This window comes from Roseovarius sp. EC-HK134, assembly GCF_902498815.1.
GTDB classification, from domain to species: Bacteria; Pseudomonadota; Alphaproteobacteria; order Rhodobacterales; family Rhodobacteraceae; genus Roseovarius; species Roseovarius mucosus_A.
The window spans coordinates 848,674-868,797 of record NZ_LR701544.1 but is presented as its reverse complement, the minus strand read 5'-3'; the positions used below and the strand labels follow the sequence as shown (position 1 = coordinate 868,797).

Annotated in this window: 18 protein-coding genes; 10 read left to right on the top strand and 8 right to left on the bottom strand. The window is 60.0% G+C overall.

The features are described 5' to 3' along the window. Nucleotides 1–10 precede the first annotated feature (10 nt). Nucleotides 11–886, bottom strand: a complete 876-nt coding sequence (locus GC127_RS08055) for an amino acid ABC transporter substrate-binding protein (protein WP_008282674.1) — start codon at nucleotides 884–886, stop codon at nucleotides 11–13. 29 nt (nucleotides 887–915) lie between these two features. Further along, nucleotides 916–2,016 (bottom strand): D-cysteine desulfhydrase, encoded by a 1,101-nt coding sequence (locus GC127_RS08050; protein WP_151977468.1) that lies wholly within the window; start codon nucleotides 2,014–2,016, stop codon nucleotides 916–918. A 107-nt stretch (nucleotides 2,017–2,123) separates the two neighbouring features. Between GC127_RS08050 and GC127_RS08045 the strand changes: the two genes are divergently transcribed. Beyond that, nucleotides 2,124–3,023: a LysR substrate-binding domain-containing protein gene (locus GC127_RS08045; protein ID WP_151977466.1), complete on the top strand. Its 900-nt coding sequence runs from the start codon at nucleotides 2,124–2,126 to the stop codon at nucleotides 3,021–3,023. Between the two features lie 134 nt (nucleotides 3,024–3,157). Here GC127_RS08045 and GC127_RS08040 read toward each other — a convergent pair whose 3' ends face one another. Further along, nucleotides 3,158–4,273, bottom strand: a complete 1,116-nt coding sequence (locus GC127_RS08040) for an alpha/beta hydrolase (RefSeq protein ID WP_151977464.1) — start codon at nucleotides 4,271–4,273, stop codon at nucleotides 3,158–3,160. Between the two features lie 216 nt (nucleotides 4,274–4,489). Further along, nucleotides 4,490–4,954: an FxsA family protein gene (locus GC127_RS08035; RefSeq protein ID WP_151977462.1), complete on the bottom strand. Its 465-nt coding sequence runs from the start codon at nucleotides 4,952–4,954 to the stop codon at nucleotides 4,490–4,492. A 109-nt stretch (nucleotides 4,955–5,063) separates the two neighbouring features. On the opposite strand from GC127_RS08035, the gene GC127_RS08030 reads away from it, so the two are divergent. The 3 genes from GC127_RS08030 to GC127_RS08020 are packed head-to-tail and all read left to right on the top strand — an operon-like array spanning nucleotide 5,064 to nucleotide 7,353. Next, nucleotides 5,064–5,723 (top strand): Tim44/TimA family putative adaptor protein, encoded by a 660-nt coding sequence (locus tag GC127_RS08030; RefSeq protein ID WP_081507294.1) that lies wholly within the window; start codon nucleotides 5,064–5,066, stop codon nucleotides 5,721–5,723. Next, nucleotides 5,720–6,760 carry a murein transglycosylase A gene (locus GC127_RS08025; protein ID WP_081507295.1) on the top strand — a complete coding sequence of 347 codons (1,041 nt, stop codon included), beginning with the start codon at nucleotides 5,720–5,722 and terminating at the stop codon, nucleotides 6,758–6,760. Before GC127_RS08030 ends, GC127_RS08025 begins: the two co-directional genes overlap by 4 nt. Continuing rightward, nucleotides 6,757–7,353 (top strand): Smr/MutS family protein, encoded by a 597-nt coding sequence (locus GC127_RS08020; protein ID WP_008282667.1) that lies wholly within the window; start codon nucleotides 6,757–6,759, stop codon nucleotides 7,351–7,353. Before GC127_RS08025 ends, GC127_RS08020 begins: the two co-directional genes overlap by 4 nt. Nucleotides 7,354–7,386: 33 nt before the next feature. On the opposite strand, the gene GC127_RS08015 is transcribed toward GC127_RS08020, so the two are convergent. Then, the gene (locus tag GC127_RS08015) at nucleotides 7,387–8,346 is read right to left on the bottom strand and encodes an L-malyl-CoA/beta-methylmalyl-CoA lyase (protein WP_008282666.1); all 960 of its coding nucleotides are present in this window, start codon (nucleotides 8,344–8,346) and stop codon (nucleotides 7,387–7,389) included. A gap of 252 nt (nucleotides 8,347–8,598) precedes the next feature. On the opposite strand from GC127_RS08015, the gene dgcN reads away from it, so the two are divergent. The 5 genes from dgcN to GC127_RS07990 all read left to right on the top strand — a co-directional run bounded on the left by dgcN (nucleotide 8,599) and on the right by GC127_RS07990 (nucleotide 12,968). Beyond that, nucleotides 8,599–9,600, top strand: a complete 1,002-nt coding sequence (gene dgcN, locus GC127_RS08010) for an N-acetyltransferase DgcN (protein WP_008282665.1) — start codon at nucleotides 8,599–8,601, stop codon at nucleotides 9,598–9,600. A 30-nt stretch (nucleotides 9,601–9,630) separates the two neighbouring features. Beyond that, nucleotides 9,631–10,596 (top strand): N-acetyl-D-Glu racemase DgcA, encoded by a 966-nt coding sequence (gene dgcA, locus GC127_RS08005; protein WP_151977460.1) that lies wholly within the window; start codon nucleotides 9,631–9,633, stop codon nucleotides 10,594–10,596. A gap of 4 nt (nucleotides 10,597–10,600) precedes the next feature. After that, nucleotides 10,601–11,461, top strand: coding sequence for a D-amino-acid transaminase (locus GC127_RS08000; protein ID WP_151977458.1), 861 nt, complete (start codon nucleotides 10,601–10,603; stop codon nucleotides 11,459–11,461). Nucleotides 11,462–11,557: 96 nt separating this feature from the next. Beyond that, the gene (locus GC127_RS07995) at nucleotides 11,558–12,049 is read left to right on the top strand and encodes a VOC family protein (RefSeq protein ID WP_008282662.1); all 492 of its coding nucleotides are present in this window, start codon (nucleotides 11,558–11,560) and stop codon (nucleotides 12,047–12,049) included. Nucleotides 12,050–12,104: 55 nt separating this feature from the next. Next, nucleotides 12,105–12,968 (top strand): branched-chain amino acid aminotransferase, encoded by an 864-nt coding sequence (locus GC127_RS07990; protein ID WP_151977456.1) that lies wholly within the window; start codon nucleotides 12,105–12,107, stop codon nucleotides 12,966–12,968. 29 nt (nucleotides 12,969–12,997) lie between these two features. On the opposite strand, the gene gyrB is transcribed toward GC127_RS07990, so the two are convergent. Next, nucleotides 12,998–15,415, bottom strand: a complete 2,418-nt coding sequence (gene gyrB, locus GC127_RS07985; protein ID WP_008282660.1) for a DNA topoisomerase (ATP-hydrolyzing) subunit B — start codon at nucleotides 15,413–15,415, stop codon at nucleotides 12,998–13,000. A 132-nt stretch (nucleotides 15,416–15,547) separates the two neighbouring features. On the opposite strand from gyrB, the gene GC127_RS07980 reads away from it, so the two are divergent. Beyond that, complete coding sequence (locus GC127_RS07980) at nucleotides 15,548–16,765, top strand: MFS transporter (protein ID WP_151977454.1); 1,218 nt, start codon at nucleotides 15,548–15,550, stop codon at nucleotides 16,763–16,765. Nucleotides 16,766–16,779: 14 nt separating this feature from the next. Here GC127_RS07980 and GC127_RS07975 read toward each other — a convergent pair whose 3' ends face one another. Both GC127_RS07975 and GC127_RS07970 read right to left on the bottom strand, forming a co-directional pair. Continuing rightward, on the bottom strand, nucleotides 16,780–18,867 hold the full coding sequence (locus tag GC127_RS07975; RefSeq protein WP_037298692.1) for an ABC transporter ATP-binding protein: 2,088 nt from the start codon (nucleotides 18,865–18,867) through the stop codon (nucleotides 16,780–16,782). 62 nt (nucleotides 18,868–18,929) lie between these two features. Beyond that, entirely contained in the window at nucleotides 18,930–20,114 is a 1,185-nt protein-coding gene (locus GC127_RS07970) for an ABC transporter permease (RefSeq protein WP_008282657.1), read from the bottom strand. Between the last annotated feature and the right edge of the window lie 10 nt (nucleotides 20,115–20,124).

Here is a 20,124-nt window from a genome sequence, read left to right as displayed (position 1 = left end):
CACAGGTCTTTTACTCAGGCAGGGCACCAAGCTGGAATGCGGCCTGCAGGAGCGGGTCGGCAGGCACGCCCATCGGGTCGAACCACTTTGAATAGATCTCGTTGATCTCGCCCGAGCGGAACACGTTGGCCAGCGCGGTCTTGCCCACCAGTTCAAAGGCACTGTCGTCACGACGGACCATCAGCGCATAGGGATCGAAGGACAAAAAATCACCGACAACGGCAAATTCATCCGGTGTCTTGGACTTGGCAATCAAACCGAACAGCAAAATGTGGTCTGTGGAGTAGGCATCAACCCGGTCGGTCTCTAGCGAGAGCATGCCTTCGGCATGGTCTCGTACCGGCAGGATTTTCACCTCGAGCCCTTGGGCTTCGACCGCTGCCTTGACGGCGCGTTCGTTGGTTGTGCCCTGTGCCAGCGCGATGGATTTACCGTCGAGATCGGCAACCGAGGAAATGCCCGAATCCTTTCGGGTCAGGATCTTGGTGCCGGTCACAAAGGTCACGGGCAGATATTCAACCTGCTGCTGGCGCGTCAGGTTGTTGGTGGTGGACCCACATTCCAGATCAATTGTCCCGTTCGCCATAAGCGCGATGCGGGTCTTGGGATTGACGGGCACATAGCGGACTTCGATATCCTTTCCGAGCGTCTTTTCCACTTCCTCGACCACCTTCATGCACAGGTCGATCGAATAGCCCTCGGGCTGCTGCTGATCATTCAGATAGGAAAATGGCACCGAGCTTTCGCGATGGCCGATCACGATTTCTCCGCTGTCATTTATCTTGGCGAGAGTTCCCGTCAGATCCTGAGCCCAGAGCGCGGCAGGCGCCAGCCCCGTTGTCAAAGCCGCGACAGCAAGCACGCGGCGGGCAAGTTTAAAGTCCATGGTCAAATTCTCCCTCTTCTCATTGGTGGTTAGTTTGCCTGATAGCCTGGCAGGTTAAACGCGCCGGTGTATCCGAACAGCGCGGCTGATCCGCCAGTATGCAGAAAGACGACATTCTCCATGTCGCCAAAGGCGCCCTTGCGGGTCAGGTCAATCAGACCGTCAAGCCCTTTGCCGGAATAGACCGGATCGAACAGCAGGCCTTCAAGCTCTGCCAGAAGCCTGACGCTTTCGATCATGCCTTGCGTGGGAATGCCATATCCCGCCCCCACGTAATCGCAGTTGGCCCTTACGTCTTCACGACGGATGGCCTCTTCACAGCCGATGCGCGCACCGGTGCGTTTCGCAAGCTCAAAGACCATGCTTTCCTGCTTGTCCCGAGGGGCCCGAACGCCAATACCAAGGAGCTGGATGTCACTTTCCAGCGCCGCAAGGCCAGCCACCAAGCCCGCTTGGGTGCCCGCGCTGCCCGTGGCGTGGATTAATGCGTCGATCTTTAACCCCATGGTCGCGGACTGTTCGCAAAGTTCCAAGGCGCAATTCACATACCCAAGCGCGCCGGTGCTGTTCGAGCCACCTCCTGGAATGACATAGGGCTTCCGCCCGGCGGCGCGAAGCTCTACCGCCAGAAGCTCCATCTCTGCCGTCATGTCGGCACCGCCCCGCCGCTTGGCCACTGTTGCGCCATGCAGCCGGTCAAGAAACACATTGCCGCTCAGCGTATATTCTGGGTCGGCAGAGCCGGTCCGATCTTCGAGCAGGATATGGCAGGCCATGCCCAGTCGTGCTGCTGCGGCCGCTGTCTGGCGCGCGTGATTGGATTGGGTGGCACCTTGGGTAATGATCGTATCCGCACCCTCTACCAATGCATCGGCCATCAGGAATTCGAGCTTGCGGGTCTTGTTACCGCCAGAGGACAACCCTGTGCAGTCATCACGCTTTACCCAAAAACGGGGTCCACCCAAATGCTCGGTTAGCCGATCCATGGGTTCCAGCGGTGTGGGAAAATGCCCCAGACGCACTCTGGGAAATGCCGCAAGCGCGCTTGCCAGATCCTTTCGGCGCGCGGCCGACGGCCACGCACTTTGTCGGATATGCCGAGCAGCCCCCGAAATATGCCCTTCGCCCATGAATGACCCTCACCCAATATCGGAAACAGGCTAACCCCCCTTTACAGCGGTGGAAAATGCTATTTTCTTGGACTACTCATATCAAAAGTATGGGTAAGGGATGAAAAATGGATCTCAACATCTTCGATGACGTGCTTGTTCTTTTGGAAGAGGGCAATATGAGCCGTGCCGCACGACGTCGAAATGTCACGCAACCGGCTTTTTCCCGACGCATCCAGAGCTTTGAGAATTGGCTTGGTCGCCCGATCGTCAAACGTGCAGCCAACCGCGTCGAGATTGAACCGGCGTTGTCTGAAAACATCGTCGAGCTTCAGGCGCTGATCCGGCATGTTGAGGCCCTCAGACAGCGGATCGCCAAATACAATGCCGCAAGATCGACCGTAACAGTCGCGGCACAGCATTCGCTGATCGTTTCGATTTTCCCTGATTTCGCTGCGGGCGCACGCGACGCGCAGCCGGAGGTCGATTTTCGCCTAAGGGCGGCAAACCACAATGACTGCATCTCGCTTTTCCTGAGCGGCGAAGCCTCGCTGCTCATGTGCTATGAGCGCGATGGCGGAGAGCCGATGCCATTCGATGACCGTATCGTTCGTGCAACTTGGGGCCGCGATCGGCTTGTCCCGGTGATCGGCGGCGCGCTGCGCTTCACGCTTGATCGCAAGGGGGCCCCACCCGAGGATACACCCATGATCCGCTATCCACCCGGCAGCTTTTTCGCGGATATGCTTGCGGGGGCGAGTACCTCCTATTCCAACCACTCTGGCAGCACCTTTGCTGAGAGTGCATTCACTGTTGGGGTCAAGGAAATGGCCCTGATGGGATTTGCCCTCGCTTGGCTACCGATGAGCCTCGTCTACAGCGAGGTCCAAAGTGGCGCGCTGATCGTGTGCAATGGAGATACCGAAACCCTGCCGCTGCGTATCTCGCTCTTTGCCCGACCAACTGATCCAGTTGCAATGCGCCTTTGTAGCCTGCGACATGACAGTGTGGAACCATCGCGGGTTTAGAACAGCACCACGTAGCAAGGCCGTACCATTTAAATGGGGCCTTTATGGCTAGGCTATCCCGTTGCTATTGAAACATTCGCCCGGTTGATGCGCATAGCGCCGTGTAAACGACAAGCGGGTGGCCTGACCGTGGTCTAATTTCGGAGAATCATGATGGGCGTGTTGGCAAGAAGCTCCTGAAATGTCGTGCTGCTTCCGGTTTTGCCGAAACGTTCGTTCGCATTCAGCCCCGCGCCGATCAGTTGCACCACCTCCGGAGAGCCGGCGAACTTGGAATGGCTGCCGGAATTGGAATCCTCGATTTGGGACAGGTCAATCACGGTCACACCGAGTTTTTCCAACTGGAGCGCGTCTGCTGCGCCGACACGCGGCACGCCCCCCGCAATCCGGCGTGACAGCCGCAGTGCCGCGTCATCCTTGGAAATCAAAAGGAACATCCGCTGCTTGATCGACGGGTGCAGAGCCGAAATCTGAGTGCGAAACAGATCTATGTCGATGTCAGGAGAGGCCAGAATAATGTGATCAATCGGAATTCCCTTGCCAAGTCTGCCGGTTTGCTGCTGATGGACAAGCCCCTCCATCGTCAGGAAGGTGCCCATCGAATGCGCGAAAACATCCACACTTTCGGCCTTGGTCCGGTTCAGGATGGCGGCCAGATTCCTTACTTCGGGGCGGGCGATGAGCGCGCTGTTGAGGTCATAGACATAGCGCGTTCCCTTCGCCGCCGAGGCCCAGGTGAACAGCACAGGCACGCCTTGAAAGTCGGTGTCCTCTACAAATTGCGATAGGCGCAGGACGGCGTCGCTTGCGGTGTTATTAAAGCCATGCACAAAAATCAGAAGTTTGCGGTCTCCGGGTGCGCGTTTGGCCAGCTCACGATTTATGCCCGAGATAAAGGCCGCATCGGTGCTGTAGACGATTGGGTTAACGACGGTGAATTCGGTGCGCGGATCAGGAGGCAGGCGCTTTGGCCGCTCCAGCACGCCGACAACATGGGTTGGGGGCACAGTGGCATCAACCGAGGCCATGCCAAGTTCTGGTGCACGAACAGAGGAGTAAAAGGCCCCAGCCACCTCGGATGAGCCGCGCGTCGACATGATGAAAATACGATGCTTTGTCAGGTCTTCGACGGACTCAACGGGGACATTCGCGTTTCTGATGCCAATGATTTCCGGCGCTGCCGAACATCCGACCAATACCAGCAAGACCAACGTGGAAATCAGGGATCGGGTGCCAAAATGACGTTTCATGACTTCTCTCAAATGGGGCGTCTCGCGCGCAGGGGCCGGACAGGGGCAGCGTTTTGTGAGTCAAAACTCGTTATTTCAGCATGCCCTTGGTTCCCACTTGGATCAACAGATTTGAGAGCCGCAGAGCACTTTGCTCTGGGCGCAGTCTAGCGCGTTGGGTGTGCGTGCGGCGGGGGTGTTCCCGCGCACAAGCCCTCGCAGGCCTAAGGGGCGGTGTCAGTGCAACCGACGATTTGGGTTTTGAGTGTCGCGGTCTTGTGTCACGTCTTCATACTCGGTCTCAACCACATCGTCGCGCGCGGGCGGCGGTCGGCCGCCCATCTCAAAGTGCTGGACATGCACGCGCTGCCGGATTTGCCGGAAAACCGAACGGCGCACCGGCGGCATCAAAAGCGCAAAGCCCAAACCATCGGTAAAAAAGCCGGGGGTCAGTAGCAGCGCACCCGCAAAGAGGATCATCGCCCCATGCGCCAGCGGTTCCGACGGATCATCAAGATCCGAGAACGAGCGGCGCAGGTTCGACATTGCAACCGCCCCCTGCTTGCGCAAGAGCGATGTGCCGATCACAGCGGTCAGGACCACGATCGCCAAGGTGGGCCATAGACCGATCAGCCCGCCCACCTGAATGAACAGTGCGATCTCGATCAGCGGAACGGCGAGGAATGCCAGAAAAAGCCACATGAGCGGCCCCCCTTTGTTTTATGCCCCTTACGGTGGACTTGACCCTGTCCAGCCCCTACATAGGACTGAGCGCTGACGCTTACCATGCCCCGCACAACAAGAGGTGTCCATGAATTCGCCCATCTTGCAGTTACTGGTACTCGCCGGTATCGCCATTTTTCTGATTTTGCGGCTCAAGAGTGTTTTGGGCACCCGTGACGGATTCGAGGGTCCGACGCGCAGCGCGCCCGCGCCCGAGACCCGCCGCCGCAGAGAGTTCGAGGTGATCGAGGGCGGTCCAGATCATGACATCGTTGATCATGTGCCCGAAGATTCTGATGCCGCAGCGGCCTTGGCTGAAATGAAGCGCATTGAGCCGGATTTCAGTGTCACGACCTTTTTGCAAGGGGCGCGTGGTGCTTATGAGATGATCCTGATGGCGTTTGAGCGCGGCAAGCTGGATGAGGTAACGCCGTTTCTGGATCGCGATGTCTACGAGACCTTTGCGCAGGTGGTCGATGCCCGCGAACAGCAGGGGCTGACGATTGAGGCCGAATTCATCGGTGTGCGCGAATTGACACTGGCGGATGCCCGCTTTGATGCCGACACGCGGCGCGCGGAAATCTCTGTGCGGTACGTGGGCGAGTTGATTTCGGTTGTGCGCGATAGCGCGGGCGAGATCGTCGAAGGGGTGCCGGGCCAGTCGAAGCGTCAAAAAGACGTCTGGACCTATGAGCGTGTCATGGGTGCGGATGATCCCAACTGGCGGCTTGTCGCAACGGGCGAATGATCCGGGGGCTGTGGCGATTGGGGCTGAGCTTGTGGCTGGTGTGTGTCGCACCAGCCAAGGCGCAGGACGTGACCCACGAGATCCTGAGCTTTGACGATCTGGATGGATGGGCCGAGGATGATCATGCCGCGGCCCTTTCTGTTTTCCTCAACACCTGCCCAGATATGAAAGACCTCGATTGGCGGTCGCTCTGTGCCTTGGCGCAGCAACGCCCCGACGCACGAGGATTTTTCGAGCTGTTCTTTCGCCCCGTGATGATGTCTGAGGGCAAGCCCGCGCTTTTTACCGGCTATTTCGAACCGGAATTGCATGGCGCGACGCGCCCCGATGGGCGCTATCGCTATCCGGTTTACCGCGAGCCGCCCGAGGCACGGCTATCCAACCCTTGGCTTACCCGTCGCGAGATTGAGACAACGGATGTCATGCGCGGTCGCGGGCTTGAGATTGCGTGGGTCGATGATCCGGTCGAGTTGTTTTTTCTGCAAATCCAAGGCTCTGGGCGGATCAGGCTTGAGAATGGGCAGGTGATCCGCGTGGGCTATGCCGGGGCCAACGGCCATCCTTATCGCTCGATCGGGGTCGAACTGGTGCAGCGCGGCATTTATTCGGTGCATCAGGTCTCTGCCGAGGTGATCAAGAACTGGGTGCGGCGCAATCCCGAGGCCGGGCGCGAACTGCTCTTTCATAACCCGTCTTATGTGTTCTTTCGCCGGTTGGATAATGTGCCCGCAGAGCGGGGACCGCTCGGCGCAATGAATCGCTCGGTCACGACCCTGCGCACGGTGGCGGTTGACCCGGCCTTTGTGCCCTTGGGGGCGCCGGTCTGGGTGGAAAAGGATGGCGATGGCCCGATCCGCCGCCTGATGATGGCCCAGGATACCGGGTCGGCGATCAAGGGCGCGCAGCGCGCCGATATTTTCTTTGGCACTGGCGATGCGGCGGGGCAGGCGGCGGGACGGTTGCGCGATCCGGGGCGAATGGTTGTGCTTATGCCCATTCAGCGCGCCTATGCCATGCTGCCGGAGCAGGAACCGTGAGTCGCAGGCGCATCAAGCCTGAGGAGTTGGAGCTTTGGCAACAGGTCGCCCGGACCGCGCAGCGCCTTCGGCCTGAGACGCCCGGCCGCGTTTCGCCCTTGCCGCCCGAGCCGATGATCCGCAATCCGCGCAGCGCGCCGCCTACGCCGCGGTTGGAGGATTTTCAGATCGGACAGAGGGCTCTGGGTACGCCCCCGGCGCATGATCTTCTGCCCGGTCTTTCGGAGCGTGTGGCCACTGTGCCGGTGCAGATGGATAAAAAAGCGTTTCAGCGGATGAAGCGCGGCAAGCTTTTGCCCGAGGCCAAGATCGACTTGCACGGCATGACGATGGATCGCGCGCATCCGGCGCTGACCGGATTCATCCTGCGCTCGCATGCGGCGGGGCTGCGGCTGGTTCTGGTGGTCACGGGCAAGGGCAAGGATCGCGATACCGGCGGGCCGATCCCGGTGCGGCACGGGGTCTTGCGGCACAATGTGCCACAATGGCTGCGGATGCCGCCGCTGGCACCGCTGGTGTTGCAGATCACCGAGGCGCATCTGAAACACGGCGGTGGCGGGGCCTATTACGTCTATTTGCGGCGGCAGAAATAAAAAGGGCGGCCCATTGGACCGCCCCTCGTTGTGTTACTGTCCCACGATCATCTCAGACTGTTTGACGATCACCTCGGCCTGTTTGATCGAGGCGATATCGACAAGGCGGCCTTTGTAGGTGGTCGCGCCCTCGCCGCGCGCCTTGGCCTCTTCCATTGCCTTCAGGATTTCGCGGGCCTCTTGCACGGCGGCCTCAGAAGGCGTGAAAATCTCATTGGCGAGCGCGATCTGTTTGGGGTGAATCGCCCATTTGCCAACCATACCAAGCGTGGCCGAGCGCCGCGCCTGCGCGCGAAATCCCTCATCATCCGAGAAATCGCCAAACGGGCCATCGACCGGCAAGAGGCCGTGGGTGCGACAGGCGGCCACGATGGCGGTCTGTGCCCAATGCCACGGGTCAGACCAATAGCGCTGGCCCTCGCGCAGCATATAGTAATCCTCTTGCGTGCCGCCGATGCCGGTGGTTTGCATCCCCATGGAGGCCGCGAAATCCGCAGCCCCAAGGCTCATCGCCTCAAGCCGGGGCGAGGCGGCGGCGATTTCCTCGACATGGGCGATGCCAGCAGCAGATTCGATGATGACCTCGAAAGCGATCCGCTTTTTCCGGCCTTTGGCGGCCTCAATCGCGGTAACAAGCGCGTCCACCGCATAGATATCCCCGCCGCAACCCACCTTGGGAATCATGATCTGATCCAGCCGGTCGCCCGCCTGTTCAAGCAAATCCACCACGTCGCGATACCAGAACGGGGAATCGAGGCTGTTGATCCGCACCGACAGGGTTTTCTTGCCCCAATCAACCGAATTGATTGCCTCAATCGTGTTTTTGCGGGCGATATCCTTGTCAGTTGGGGCAACCGAATCCTCAAGGTCGATATTCACCACATCCGCCGCCGAGGCCGCCATTTTCTCGAACAGTTTGGTATTGGAACCGGGGCCAAACAATTGGCAGCGGTTGGGGCGGGCAGGGGCGGGCGGTTGCAGGCGAAAGCTCATGGGCGGGTGGCTCCGTTACATAAGGAAATTGCGGGATTGTCGCGGCTGTGGTTATGAAATTGCGCAAGGCTCTGCAAGGCGCTTTTCCCGGCGCAGGGATTGGGCGGTTCGTGGGCGGAGGAAAGAAAATTCGATGATTTCACTCATTTGTCGAAGGAACATGTGCTATCTAGGAAATTTAAATGAAATCAAACAGAAAATCGCAAGTAAATCGTTGGAAACTGCCGTCAAGCTATAGCGAAAGGATGCGCCATGATCGAGACCCCCTATCTGTTGTTCTTGGGCGACGCGCCCGACATGCTGGCAGCCAAGGTTGCCATTGGCATTCGTGACTGGCGGCCCGAGAATGCGCTGGGTCAATTGCGCCTGCCCGGCTGCGGGGCCGATCTGGGCCTGCCCGACATGACATTGGCCGAGGCCAAGGCGGCGGGCGTCAAGACCGTGGTGATTGGCGTGGCCAACCGGGGCGGTGTCATCAGCCAAGACTGGAAAAAGGTGTTGGTGGCGGCGCTGGAAGAAGGGTTTGATCTGGCGGCAGGCCTCCACAACCTCTTGCGCGACGAGGCGGATCTGCGCGCGGTGGCCGAGGCGACGGGGCGCACCCTGCATGATGTGCGGGTGCCGTCGGTCAAATACCCCATCGCGGATGGCAAGAAACGGACCGGCAAGCGCTGTTTGGCGGTGGGCACGGATTGCTCGGTGGGCAAGATGTACACCGCCATGGCGATGGAGCGCGAGATGATCGCCGCTGGGATGAAGGCCACGTTCCGGGCGACCGGACAAACGGGGATTCTCATCACCGGCGATGGCGTGCCGCTGGATGCGGTCATCGCGGATTTCATGGCCGGATCGGTGGAATGGCTGACACCTGACAATGACCCGGATCATTGGGATCTGATCGAAGGGCAAGGCAGCCTGTTCCACGTCTCCTTTTCCGGGGTCACGATGGCGCTTATTCATGGCGGTCAGCCCGATGCGCTGATCCTCTGCCACGAGCCGACGCGCACGCATATGCGTGGTCTGCCCGATTACACGCCGCCAACACTCGAGGCGCTGCGCGACATGGTTCTGCCCATCGCGCGGATTGCCAATCCGGCCTGTCAGATCGTGGGCGTTTCGGTGAATACGCAGCATATGACCGAGGAGAGCGCGCGCGCCTATCTGGCACGTGTCGAGGCCGAAATGGGCCTGCCTGCAACCGATCCTTACCGATTTGGAGCAGCGCCGCTGGTGGCTGCCTTGGCGGCGGTTTGAGTATGTTTGAAACGATGAAAGGGGGCGCGTGTGCAGATTGATGTAACGCGGGATGTGTTCCGGCTGGCGCAGGTGTTTACCATCAGCCGGGGATCGCGGACCGAAGCCAAAGTGCTGACCGTGCGTGTGACCGATGGGGGCGTGACCGGCTGGGGCGAATGTGTGCCCTACGCCCGCTATGACGAGACATTGGAGAGTGTGACAGCCCAGATCGAGGGTCTGTCGGGGGATTTATCGCGCGCCGCGCTTTATGATCTGTTGCCTGCCGGGGCAGCGCGGAATGCGCTGGATTGCGCGCTCTGGGATCTGGAGGCCAAGCGCGCAGGACGCCGCGTTTGGGAACTGGCGGGTTTGCCCGTGCCGGGGCCGGAAATCACGGCCTATACGCTCTCGCTTGATACGCCCGAGGCGATGCAGGCGCAGGCCGCGAAACATGCGTATCGGCCCTTGCTCAAGATCAAGCTGGGCACGCCAGACGACATGCCAAGGTTAGAAGCGGTGCGCCGTGGCGCGCCGCAGGCCAAGATCATCGTCGATGCCAATGAAGGCTGGAGCGCGGCGGTCTATGCTGATTTGGCCCCGCATCTGGTGCGATTGGGCGTCGCGCTGGTGGAACAACCGCTGCCCGCCGGAGACGATGAGGCGCTGATCGGCATGGCGCGTCCGGTGCCGGTCTGTGCCGATGAAAGCTGCCATGACCGGGCGAGTCTGCCCAAGCTCAAGGGCAAATATGACGTGGTCAATATCAAGCTGGACAAGACCGGCGGTCTGACCGAGGCGCTGGCCCTGCGTGAAGCGGCACGCGCCCAAGGGTATGGAATCATGGTGGGTTGTATGATCGGAAGCTCGCTTGCGATGGCGCCCGCGGTGCTTGTCGCCCAAGGCGCGATGGTGACAGACCTTGACGGCCCGCTGCTTCTGGCCGAAGACCGCGAGGATGCTTTGATTTTCGATGCTGCAGGCGTGCATCCGCCGCGGCCAGAGTTATGGGGATAAGACCATGCGCACTGTCTATGTAAACGGCGAGTATCTGCCGGAAACCGAAGCCACCGTTTCGATTTTCGACCGGGGGTTTCTGATGGCCGATGGCGTTTACGAGGTGACAAGCGTGCTGGGGGGCAAGCTGATTGATTTCGGCGGGCATCTGGCGCGGCTGGAACGGTCCTTGAATGAACTCGACATGAAAAAGCCAGCAGCCTTCGACGGCCTGTTGGAAATTCACCGCGAATTGGTGCGGGCGAATGACATTACCGATGGTCTGGTCTATCTGCAGGTGACGCGCGGCAGCGATGGCGACCGCGATTTCGTGTTTCCCAATGCCGAAACGACCGAGCCGACGCTGGTCCTCTTCACCCAGTCCAAGCCGGGTCTGGCGCAAAACCCTGTTGCCCAAAAAGGCATCAAGGTGATCAGCATTGAGGATATTCGCTGGGGTCGGCGGGATATCAAAACGGTGCAGCTTCTCTATCCTTCCATGGGCAAGATGATGGCCAAAAAGGCCGGCTGCGATGACGCCTGGATGGTCGAGGATGGTCATGTGACCGAAGGCACCAGCAACAATGCCTATATCGTCAAGGGCAACCGGATCATCACGCGGCAATTGTCCAACGACATCCTGCACGGGATCACTCGCGCCGCTGTCCTGCGCTTTGCGCGTGAGGCGCAGATGGAGGTTGAGGAACGCGCCTTTACGATTGACGAGGCCAAGGATGCCGATGAGGCGTTTGTGACTTCGGCCAGTGCCTTTGTCATGCCGGTGGTCGAGATTGACGGCGCGGCCTTGGGCGATGGCACACCGGGGCGGGTGGCTGCGCGGCTGCGCGAAATCTATCTGGAAGAGAGCCTGAAAGCGGCGGTCTAAGGCGCGCATTTCTGCACAGAAGCTGGGCAGAATCGGGGAATTGAGCACGGGGGCGGTTGCGGCCATTTTAGGGGAAACCCAAGATTGGAGCCGCAAATGACCCCTGTTCACCCTGAGGCCCGCATCGGCCATGTACATCTGAAAGTGGCCGATCTGGACCGCGCCATCGCATTTTATTCCGGTGTTCTGGGCTTTGAACTGCAACAGAAATTCGGCACCCGCGCTGCTTTTTTATCGGCGGGGGGCTATCATCATCACCTTGGCCTGAACACATGGGAGAGCCTTGGCGGCACGCCTGCGCCCAAGGGGCACACGGGCCTCTATCACACCGCGTTTCTCTATCCGGACCGGGCGCAATTGGCAGATGCCCTGCGGCGGGTGGTCCGGGCCGGGATCACGATCGAAGGCGCGGCAGATCACGGGGTGAGCGAGGCGATTTATGTGAGTGACCCGGATGGCAACGGGGTCGAGCTATACCGCGACCGCCCAGAATCCGAATGGCCGCGCGATGCGGCGGGCAATCTGGCGATGGTGAATGATCCCATTGATTTGACAGAGCTTTTGTCACACGCCCCGGCAGAGGGCTAGACGCGGCGCAAAGCAAGGCCTAGGCTCTGCCTGACCGCAAGGGAGGGCAGAGCAGATGGCGACGGGCACGAATATTCGCACCTATTTCAACGGGGCCTGGCACGAGGGTGATCCGGCAGTGATCCGGGCGGCGGATCACGGGGCATGGCTTGGAACGACGGTGTTTGATGGCGCGCGCTATGTCGATGGAATTGCCCCCGATCTTGATCGGCATTGCGCCCGCGTCAATGCCTCGGCTCGTGCTCTGATGATCACGCCAACGGTCGAGGCGGCAGACATGGTCGAGAGGGTGTGGGAGGGGTTGCGCACCTATCCCAAGGAGGCGGCGGTGTATATCCGGCCGATGTATTGGGCCCTAGAGGGGGGCGATCTGGGGATTGTGCCCAAAGAGGGTGCCACGGGCTTTGCCATCAGTCTTGAGGAAATTCCGATGCCGCCGCAGGGGTTCAGCACAACACTTGGGCGCACGCGGTTCCGGCGTCCGGTGCTCGAGGACGCGGTGGTCAATGCCAAGGCGGGCTGTCTTTATCCCAACAACGCGCGGATGCTGAAAGAGGCGCGCGGGCGTGGTTTTGGCAATGCGCTGGTGGCGGATGCGCTGGGCAATGTGGCCGAAACCGCAACCGCAAATGTGTTTGCCGTCAAGGATGGTGCGGTGTTCACCCCCATTCCCAACGGCACGTTTCTGGCCGGGATCACCCGCGCGCGCCATATCGAGAATATGCGCCGCGAGGGGATCGAGGTGCATGAAACGGTGATGAGTTTCGACGATTTTCATGCGGCGGATGAGGTATTCCTATCCGGCAACCTGATGAAGGTGACGCCTGTTTCAGCCTTTGAAGACACACAGTATACCCTTGGGTCGGTCACCGAAAAGGTACGCCAGATGTATTGGGATTGGGCGCATTCCGCGAATTGAGAATTGGGGGGCAGCGCCCCCCATCCCATTCAGAAATCCAGATTTGCGACGTTGAGCGCGTTATCTTGGATGAACTCGCGACGCGGTTCGACGACGTCGCCCATCAGCTTGGTAAAGAGATCGTCGGCCTCGGCCACATCGTCGATCTTGACCTGAAGAAGCGTGCGCGCCTCGGGATCAAGCGTGGTTTCCCAAAGCTGATTGGGGTTCATTTCGCCCAAGCCTTTGTAGCGTTGCAGGCTCAGGCCCTTTTCGCCCTCTTTCAGGATCGCATCCAAGAGGTCGAGAGGGCCATATATGGCCTGCGCCCGGTCCTTGCGGATGAGCGTGGCGCGCTCGCGGTAGATATCGCGCAGCGGCGCAGTCAATTGCGCCAGCTTGCGCGCCTCGCCGCCGCGCAGAACGGGGCCGTCGAGCGTGCGCATTTCCTCGACTCCGCGGACGGTGCGCGACAGGCGCAGGCCCTTGTCCTGGGTCGGGCGCCCCTGCCAGCCGCGTTCGTATTCGTTGGAAATCATGTCGAGCCGGGCCGCCACGGTATCCGCTACGCCTTGCAGGTCACTGTCCACGCGACCGGGCAAGAACGCCTCGGCAATCGCGGCCTGTTCAAGGATGTGGCGGGGATAGTGGGTTGGGAAGGCCTCTAGGATACGGCGCGCCTGCCGCGCCTCTTCGACCACGCGCACGAGGTCGGGGCCGGCGATCTCCTCGCCCGAGCCAAGGCGCAGGGCGGCATCGGTGGTGCCTTGGGCAATCAGATAGTCCTCCAGCCCGCCCTGATCCTTGAGATACACCTCGGACTTGCCGCGCATCACCTTGTAGAGCGGCGGTTGCGCGATATAGAGGTATCCGCCTTCGATCAGCTCCGGCATCTGCCGGTAAAAGAAGGTAAGCAGCAGGGTACGGATATGCGCGCCGTCCACATCGGCATCGGTCATGATGACGATCTTGTGGTAGCGCAGTTTCTTGATGTCGAATTCGTCCCGGCCAATGCCGGTGCCCAAAGCCATCACCAGATTGCCGATTTCCTGACTGCCCAGCATCCGGTCAAAGCGGGCACGCTCGACATTGAGGATCTTGCCGCGCAGGGGCAAAACCGCCTGCGTGCCCCGATCACGCCCGGTCTGAGCAGAGCCACCGGCGCTGTCACCCTCGACGAGGAAAAGCTCGGTCTTGGAAGGGTCCTTGGACGAGCAATCCTTGAGTTTCCCCGCAAGGAAATTGACATCCATTGGATTCTTGCGCCGCGTGAGTTCGCGCGCCTTGCGCGCAGCCTCGCGGGCATGGGCCGCCTCGATGATCTTGCCCACGATGACGCGGGCCACCTGTGGGTTTTCCTCGAACCATTCGGCAAGTTTTTCGCCCACCAACCCCTCGACCGCCGGTCGCACCTCGGAGCTGACAAGTTTATCCTTGGTCTGGGACGAGAATTTCGGATCAGGCACCTTGACCGACAGCACGCAGGTCAGCCCCTCGCGGGCGTCATCGCCGGTAAAGGTGACTTTTTCCTTTTTGGCGATGCCGCTGGTCTGGGCATAGGTGTTGATGGTGCGGGTCAGCGCACCACGAAAGCCCGCCAAATGGGTGCCGCCATCGCGCTGCGGGATGTTGTTGGTAAAGGGCAGAACCGTTTCGTGATAGCTGTCATTCCACCACATCGCCACTTCGATGCCGATATCGTCCCGCTCGCCGGTGATAAAGATCGGGTCTGGCATAGCGGGGGATTTGTGACGGTCGAGGTATTTGACAAATTCCTTGACGCCGCCTTCATAGAACAACTCCGAGCGGAGCGGCTCTGTCGGGCGCTCATCCGTCAGGATGATCCGCACCCCGGAATTGAGAAAGGCCAGTTCACGCAGACGCTTTTCCAGTGTCTCAAAGATGTATTCGAGATTAGAGAAGGTTTCTGTTGAGGCGAGAAAGCGTACCTCGGTGCCCTTGCGCCCGTTGGCATCGCCCACCACACGCAGGGATTCAACGGTAAAGCCCCCCTCGAACCGGGCATAGTGTTCCTTGCCGTTGCGCCAGATGCGCAATTCCAGCCATTCAGACAGGGCATTCACAACCGACACGCCTACGCCGTGCAGACCACCCGACACCTTGTAGGAATTGCTGTCGAATTTACCGCCTGCGTGCAGTTGGGTCATGATGACCTCTGCCGCAGATACGCCCTCGCCTTCGTGAATATCTACCGGAATGCCACGGCCATTGTCGCTGACTGAAACCGAAGAGTCGGCATGGATCGTGACGTTGACGGCATCGGCATGACCGGCCAAGGCCTCGTCGATGCCGTTGTCCACGACCTCATAAACCATATGGTGCAGACCAGAGCCATCATCGGTATCCCCGATATACATCCCTGGACGCTTGCGGACTGCCTCTAACCCCTTGAGAACCTTGATGGAATCAGCACCATATTCTTCGGGTGCGGCGGCGGGTTCGGACATGCGGTTTTTCCTTCGGAAGTTTTGCCATTTTATACGAAGTCTGGGGGGGAATGTCACGCCATTCCCCCATATTTTGCGCCACCTCTGGTGCGCTCCTCTTTCCTTCAGCGGCGTTTCGCGCGAACAAGGCACATGCCGATTCTCGCCTTTCTTCGTGACAATGCGCCCTGGCTCACCGCCGGGGTCTTGCTGACCTTCCTGAGCAGTTTCGGGCAGACCTATTTCATCTCGATTTTTGCCGGTGAAATCCGCGAGAGTTTTGGTCTCAGCCATGGGCAATGGGGTGGTATCTATATGCTGGGCACCACGGCGTCGGCGCTGGTGATGGTTTGGGCCGGGGGGCTGACGGATCTTTTTCGTGTGCGCAGGCTGGCGCCGCTGGTTCTGCTTCTCATGGTCGGGGCCTGTCTCTTTATGGCGGCCAATCCGGTCTGGTGGCTGTTGCCGCTGGTGATCTTTGCGCTGCGCTTTACCGGACAGGGCATGCTGAGCCATCTGGCGGTGGTCGCCATGGCGCGCTGGTTCGTGGCCGCGCGCGGCAAGGCGCTCTCTGTCGCGACCTTGGGCTTTGCGCTGGGCGAGGCGTTCTTGCCGCTTATCTTCGTGTCACTCTTGGCGATTTATGACTGGCGCTTGCTCTGGGTTGGCGCGGCGTTGGTGGCGACATTGGGCATCCCGCTCTTGCTGGTGCTCTTGGCCAAGGAACGCACCCCGCAAAGCTGGGCTGAAAGCAGCCAGTCGCTGGGTATGGATGCGCGCCACTGGACCCGCCGCCAGACGCTGCGGCACTCTCTCTTTTGGTTCATGGTGCCGGCGCTCTTGGGCCCTTCCGCCTTTAATACCGCGTTCTTTTTTCATCAGGTGCATATCGCTGAGGTCAAAGGCCTAAGCCATGTGGCACTGGTGGCGATGTTCCCGGCCTATACGGCGGTGGGCATTGGCGCGATGATCCTGTCGGGCTGGGCGTTGGACCGATTGGGGACAGCACGGCTTTTGCCCTTCATGCAACTGCCAATGGTCGCGGCGTTCCTGCTCTTTGCCGTCTCGGGGGGGCCGGGCCTCTTGCTTTTGGGGTTTGTGTGTCTGGCGCTGACCACGGGGGCCAATAGCACCTTGCCCAATGCCTTTTGGGCGGAATTCTATGGCACCGCCCATCTGGGAAGCATCAAGGCCATGGCCGCCGCCGTCATGGTTCTTGGATCGGCTATCGGGCCGGGGCTGACCGGGCTTGGTATTGATCTGGGTCTTGGGATCGAGACGCAATTCGTGCTCATCGCGGGTTATTTCGTCTTTGCCAGTGTGATGATGACCATCGGGGTCTTGCGCGCACGCGGGGCGCTGACGGTCTAGCAGGCTTGCTGGCCCTATTCCGCCGCCACCGTGATCACCGGCTCCATCTGGTTGAACATCTCTTGCGACAGGTGGCATTTCACCTGATGCCCCGGCACCAGTTCACGCACCGGCGGCACCTCGCGTTCGCACAGGCCCCCCGGCACCTCTGACTTCCATCGGCACCGCGTCTGGAACGGGCAGCCGGGCGGCGGGTTCATGGCCGAAGGCACATCACCCTCAAGCACGATATGTTTCTTGGTGATCCGCGTATCGGCAATTGGCACGGCCGAAAGCAGCGCCTCGGTGTAGGGGTGATAGGGGGGGGCGAACACCTGATCGGTGGTGCCCAGTTCCACGACATGCCCAAGATACATCACCATCACCCGATCACTCAGATAACGCACGATGCTAAGGTCGTGGCTGATGAAGAGCAGGGTTGTCTTTTGCTTGCGCTGAATCTCCATCAAGAGATCTGTCACCGCCGCCTGCACGCTCACATCCAGCGCCGACACCGGTTCATCCGCCACCACGATGCGCGCACCGCCGGCAAAGGCGCGGGCGATGCCCACGCGCTGTTTCTGCCCGCCCGACAGTTGACGCGGCATACGTTCGGCAAATTCCCTCGGCAGTTTCACCAGATCAAGCAGGCGCAGCATCTCGTCGCGGCGCGCCTGATCCGTGTCGCCGATGCCAAACACCTCAAGCGCGCGGATGATCTGGCGGCCCACCGTCATCGACGGGTTGAGCGTATCGAACGGGTTTTGAAACACCATCTGCACATCGGCCACGGTTTGCGTATCGCGCTTCTCAATCGGGATCTGCTCGATATTGCGGTTATCCAGCAGGATTTGCCCCTCGGTCGCGGTCTCTAGCCCCATCAAGACCTTGGCGAATGTGGATTTGCCACAGCCCGACTCGCCCACAATCGCCAGCGTCTCGCTTTCGCGGGCCTCGAAACTCAGGGTTTCATTGGCCTTGACCACCTTTTTGCCGCTGCTCCCACCAAACAGCGCATTGGCTGCCACCTCGTAATATTTCTTGAGGTTCTCCATCTTGAGCACGACCTTGCCCGGCGCGGTCGCCTCATGCTGCGCCATGGCCTCGATCGGGGCGTTCCAATCAATGTCGGCAAACCGCAGACAGCGGGTGAAATGCCGGTCATCGCCCCTGATCCCCGCCATGGGAATATCGCCGCCATCGCACAGGCCCGCCTGAAAATAATCGCAGCGCGGTCCGAAATTGCAGCCCTCTGGGCGTTCATGCGGCAGGGGGAAATTGCCCGGAATAGCCTTGAGTGGTCGCGTGTTCTTGTCCGCGCCGGGCAGGGGGATCGACCGGAACAGCGCCTGCGTATAGGGATGCTGCATCTTGTCGAACACATCCTTGATGCTGCCGGTTTCAACCGCCTCGCCGGAGTACATCACGCAAATCCGGTCGCAGGTTTCCAGCACCAGACCAAGGTTGTGACTGATGAAGAGCATCGAGGTGCCGTATTTCTTGCCCAGATCCTTGACCAGCTCCACCACTGCCGCCTCGACCGTCACATCAAGCGCGGTCGTCGGCTCATCGAGGATCAAGAGCGACGGTTTTGACATCAGCGCCATGGCAATGACGATGCGCTGTTGCTGTCCGCCGCTCAGCTGATGCGGATAGCTGCGCATGATGCGTTCGGGATCGGGCAGTTTCACATCGCGCACCACCTCCAGCGCCCGCGCCCAAGCCTCGGATTCGGAAATGCCCTCATGGATCATGGGCACTTCGATCAGTTGCTTGCCGATCCGCATCGCCGGGTTCAGGCTCGCCATCGGTTCCTGATAGATCATCGCGATTTCATTACCGCGAATATCGCGCAATTCGGCGGCGCTCATCTTGGCCAGATCGCGGCCTTTGAACCGCACCGATCCGCCCACGATGCGGCCATTCACGCCCAGATCCTGCATCACGCCCAGCGCCACGGTGGATTTGCCGCAGCCGGATTCGCCCACCAGCCCCACCGCCTCGCCGGGTTGCACCGTCACGGAAAAATCCATCACCGCCGGAATTTCGCGCAACCGGGTGAAAAAGGAAATCGACAGGTTCTCGATCTCGAGGATCGGCCCGTCATAGTCCAGCTTGGCCATGTCCATCTCCCTTGTCACCGGGGCGCTGCCGCCCTCTTTCAGCGTTCTTCAAATATTCATCTTCAATCACGCAGGCTTTCTTCGCGCAGACCATCCGCCAAGAGGTTTAGGCCGAGCACCAAAGACAAGAGCGCAAAGGCCGGCGGAAGTGCGGGATGCAGATACATCGTCAGCAATTTACGCCCGTCGTTGATGGTGCTGCCCCAATCCGGGCTCTCGGGGCTGAGGCCCAGACCAAAGAACCCGAGCGTGCCTAAAAGGATCGTCGTATAGCCAATCCTCAGGCAGAAATCGACCAAGAGCGGCCCGCGCGCATTGGGCAGGATTTCCCACAGCATGATGTACCAAGGCCGCTCGCCCCGTGTCTGCGCCGCCGCCACGTAATCGCGGGTTTTGATATCCATGGTCAGGCCGCGCACGATCCGGAACACCGTGGGTGAATTGACGAACACAACCGCCACGAACACCACCAAGAGGTTGGGCGGAAAGCTGACCAACCCCAGCGGATCGGCATCCCATGCAATCCCTGAATAGAGCCAGAGGCCAATCACCAACGTGACCCCCACATAGACGTTCCGGCGCGACGGTTGCGTGTGATAGCGCGAATTCCACAACAGCAACAGAAATATGATCGGAAAAAGAAACAGCACCGCCGCCATATAGACGGGTATGCCCGTTTGCACGATTTCGGGCGTGACCAGCAGGTAAAACAACAGGATCACTGGAAAGGCGAGGATCAGGTTGGCCATGAACGACAAAAGCGTGTCCAGTCGCCCACCATAATAGCCCGCAGGCAGGCCCAGCGTGATGCCCACCATGAAGGAGAACATGCTGGCAAAGGGCGCGATCTTGATGACCTCCCACGCGCCCGCGATCATTCGGCTAAAGACATCCCGGCCCAGATTATCCCCGCCTAAAAGGTAATAGGGATAGGCCCCCGGATCGGGCGTGCCCATCATCTGGGTAAAGGGCGTGCCCGGCCCTTTGTTCTTCATTGTAGCGGATTGCGACAGCACGTCATGCGTCAGGATCATGTCGAACGCACCGCCAAAGATGCCGGTGAACACCCAGAACATCACCATGGCAAAGCCGACCATCCCGATGGGGCTGTCAAACAGCTTGCCATAGAGACCCAGACGCCGCTTGAAGGTGATCGACAGCGCAAAGGTCACAATCAGCGCGATCCAGACCGGCAGGAACAGCCCCAGCATCCGCAGGGCAATCTCGCTCCAGCTTAATGGTTCCATGGTCCCGATA